A 3,304-nucleotide genomic window follows, 5' to 3' on the forward strand; every position below is an offset into this window, starting at 1 on the left:
GCGCGGTGGCCGCCCGACTGCAGCAGGTGTCCAAGCGGGGCGATCGGCCGCATTCGCGGCGCGCGCTCGGGCTGGGGGCCGCGATTCTCGGTGCGTTCCTGGACAAACAGGGACTGATCGGACCGCTGGGCAAGCGGATCTGGCGGCGGCGAGGACTGCTGTGAGGTGGCGGCGGGGCCGTCGCCACTCCCCCGCGCCCGACCCACGCGCCGCCCTCACCGAACCCGAACCGACGCCGGACTATTGCGGGCCCGCGCTCTTGGACGCGCCTGGCGCCGAGGTGGCGGTACAGGTCGCCCTGACCGGTCATCTGGACCCGACAGACGGCCAATTTCACTGGTACGGGCGCGTTTCCGCTACGGAAGGGGCCGAATTGCCCGGCCCGGGCCGCGGTCAGGTCTTTCTCACCGTGCCCGGCAGCGCGCCCGCGCCCGGCGTGTTACAGGAGTTGGATCCGTGGGGCAATCTGCGGATCGCCGGGGTCGGCACGCCGCCGTTCCCGCTGTAGCCGAGCGGGATTCGCGCTAACGCGCGAGCCCGATGTAGTCGGCCATCGCGGCCACCGAGTGATCGAAGAACGGTCCGGCCGGATCCATGCTGTTGTCGAGCTGGCCGAACAGTTCGAAGCTCACCATGCCGAACAGCTGGGTCAGCGCGATGAAGGCCCGTGTCACCGCCGATTCGGGGAGGCCGGGCGCGATCATGGCCGCGATGTTCGCCGATTGCGCCGAGAGTTCCGGGGTGAGGGTGTCGCCCGACACAGTCAGCGTGCCCGCTTCCCAGGCCCGGTAGACGATGCTCAGCATCGCGACGGGCGCGCGTGAGGCGGGACCGACGGTGGTCTGGGGAGCCTGATAGCCGGGCACCGGCGATCCGTACACCAGCGCGTATTCGTGCGGATGCGCGATCGCCCAGTCGCGCACGGCATTCGAGGCCGCCCGCAGTTGCTCGCGCGGGGTGCCCGCGGCGGCGATCGCCTGTTCGACGGTGTCGCCTAGGGAGTCGTAGGCGTCGATGATCAGCGTGGTCAGCAGATCGTCGCGGCTCGGAAAGTACCGGTACAGGGCCGAACTCACCATGCCGAGTTCGCGGGCGATGGCCCGCAGCGACAGTGCGGGCGCACCGGATTCGGCGAGTTGCCGCCGCGCGGCGTCGGTGATCTCGCGGGTGATCTCGGCGCGGGCCCGTTCGCGGGCGGTCCGGGGAACGCTCATGCGGACAGTGTGCCACGTCTCGGATCACCGCCAAATTTCGAGAGCACTGCTCTTGACAGTTCGACACTCCAGCGCGCACACTGATCCCAACAGAGAGCACCGCTCTCGAAGTTGAAAGGATTCCCTCATGGACGCGCACGAAGCCGCCACCCGCTACATCGGCCCCAAGGGCCTGGACCCGATCATGAACCGCCTCTTCAACGCCCTGCCCAAGCTCGGCATCAACGTCGCGGGCGGCCGCCTGCTGGCGGTGCGCGGCCGCAAGTCCGGCGAATGGCGCACCACCCTCGTCAATGTCCTCGACACCGACACCGGCCGCTACCTCGTCGCACCCCGCGGCCACACCCAATGGGTCAAGAACCTCCGCGTCTCCGGCACCGGCGAACTGCGCCTGGGCCGCAAACACGAGACCTTCACCGCCACCGAACTCCCCGACGCCGACAAGATCCCCGTCCTGCGCGCCTACCTCGACCGCTGGGGCTGGGAGGTCGGCCGCTTCTTCGAGGGCGTCACCAAGGACGCCACCGACGCCGAATTGGCCGACATCGCACCGGGTTTCCCCGTCTTCGCCCTCTCCTGACCCCATCCCGCATCCGCCGACTGGCACATCCTGGCGGCAGGTTCGGGCAAATCACCTCCAGCGAGTGCCACTCGACGGGCGGTGAGGGGGCCGGGTCAGCGGAGTTCGTTCAGGGATTCGTCGTCGCGGGCCAGGAAGGCGCGGCCGTCGGGGGTGAAGACGATGGGGCGTTGGATGAGGCGGGGGTGGGTGGCGAGGGCTTCGATCCAGCGGTCGCGGTCGGCGGGGGTCTTTCCCCACTTCACGACGCCCAACTCCTTGGCCTCGGGTTCGGCGGTGCGGGTGATCTGCCAGGGTTCGAGGCCCAGTTTGGTCAGGGCCGCGCGAATTTCGGTGGCGGACGGCGGGTTGTCGAGGTAGCGGCGCTCGGTGTAGTCGGTGCCGGTTTCGTCGAGGACCGCCTTCGCGGTGCGGCTCTTGGAGCACTTGGGGTTGTGCCAGATTTCCGTCGCTGCCATGCCGCCAGCCTAGGCGGCGGCGCGCGGGGTGTCGGTCACCGGCACGTCAGACCCAGTCGACGACCCAGCGGTAGGGGCGCATCCAGTACAGGCCCGCTTCGGGAATCGGGTGGCCCCAGCGCTGTTCGGCCTGGGTCAGGTGCCAGCGGTATTCGGGGGCGGGTTCGCCGTTGTGGATCTCGTGCAGGTGGCGACGCCAGGAGTTGATCATGCCGGGCACGACCTGGGGGTCGTTCTCGTAGGCCCACTCCACGTTTCGGAGCATGAGCGAGTCGACGGCATGGTTGGCGGCATTGGGGTCGCCGGTGCTGAGCGAGTGCAGGAACGCGGCGACCAGGTTGTAGGCGATGGCGTCGTGCACGGAGGTCTGGCCGTTCTCCAGCGACCAGATCCCCAGATAGGTGGGTCCCTGCTCGTCGACCCACACCGAATGCGCCTCGCCGACACGGTTGTCGAAGATGAGCGCGGTGAGCAGGCCGAGGGTGGCCTTGCCCATGATCAGCGGGTCGGGCTTGCCGGTGCCGAGGGCGTCGTCGATGAGGGCGCGGTAGGCGGCCGCGGCGATGCCGGGGCGGTTGGCTTCCATGAGCGCGTCGGCGGTCTGACCACCCGCGATCTGCTCGGCGGGCGGCTGCGGCGGGCCGGTGACCACGTGCGGTGCGCCGTCGCCCAGGCGCAGGTACTGGGTCTGCATGGCGTCGGGCGCGGGCGGCGGATCCGAGGCCGCTCCCACGCCGCCGAGCGGTACCCCGTCGCCGAGCGGTCCACCGTCACCCAGCGGGTCCGACAGCGGTATCCCGTTGCCGAGCGGGTCGGCCAGATCCAGGTTCACCGCGAGCGGTTCCCGCAGCACGGGCGCGGTTTCCAGGTATTCCAGTGCCACCCGGGCGAATTCGTTGTCCTGGCTCTCGAGCCATTCGCGCCCGGCGCGCAGGGTGTCGACGAGGTGGCTGCCGACGCCGGATTCGATGGCGGCGCACAGCGCGTAGTACCCGTACGGGCGAGAAGGTGAGCCGCGCCGCCCCGCTGCTGGCCGAGGAGCGGCGACTGCT

Annotated in this window: 5 protein-coding genes; 2 read left to right on the forward strand and 3 right to left on the reverse strand. The window is 69.9% G+C overall.

Features of this window, described 5'->3' with window-relative positions:
* The first annotated feature begins 160 nt into the window (after positions 1-160).
* The gene (locus tag ACWELQ_RS41760) at positions 161-508 is read left to right on the forward strand and encodes a DUF4873 domain-containing protein (protein WP_452402517.1); all 348 of its coding nucleotides are present in this window, start codon (positions 161-163) and stop codon (positions 506-508) included.
* Positions 509-524: 16 nt separating this feature from the next.
* On the opposite strand, the gene ACWELQ_RS41765 is transcribed toward ACWELQ_RS41760, so the two are convergent.
* On the reverse strand, positions 525-1,214 hold the full coding sequence (locus ACWELQ_RS41765; RefSeq protein WP_452402518.1) for a TetR/AcrR family transcriptional regulator: 690 nt from the start codon (positions 1,212-1,214) through the stop codon (positions 525-527).
* A 127-nt stretch (positions 1,215-1,341) separates the two neighbouring features.
* Between ACWELQ_RS41765 and ACWELQ_RS41770 the strand changes: the two genes are divergently transcribed.
* Positions 1,342-1,794, forward strand: coding sequence for a nitroreductase family deazaflavin-dependent oxidoreductase (locus ACWELQ_RS41770; RefSeq protein ID WP_452402519.1), 453 nt, complete (start codon positions 1,342-1,344; stop codon positions 1,792-1,794).
* A 95-nt stretch (positions 1,795-1,889) separates the two neighbouring features.
* Here ACWELQ_RS41770 and ACWELQ_RS41775 read toward each other — a convergent pair whose 3' ends face one another.
* A complete protein-coding gene (locus ACWELQ_RS41775) occupies positions 1,890-2,252 on the reverse strand; it encodes an arsenate reductase family protein (protein ID WP_452402520.1) in 363 nt (120 codons plus the stop codon).
* Positions 2,253-2,298: 46 nt separating this feature from the next.
* Positions 2,299-3,304, reverse strand: a 1,006-nt coding sequence (locus tag ACWELQ_RS41780) for a hypothetical protein (RefSeq protein ID WP_452402521.1), incomplete at its 5' end; no start/stop codon positions are given.

The sequence above is a fragment of the Nocardia sp. NPDC004722 genome (assembly GCF_053601505.1).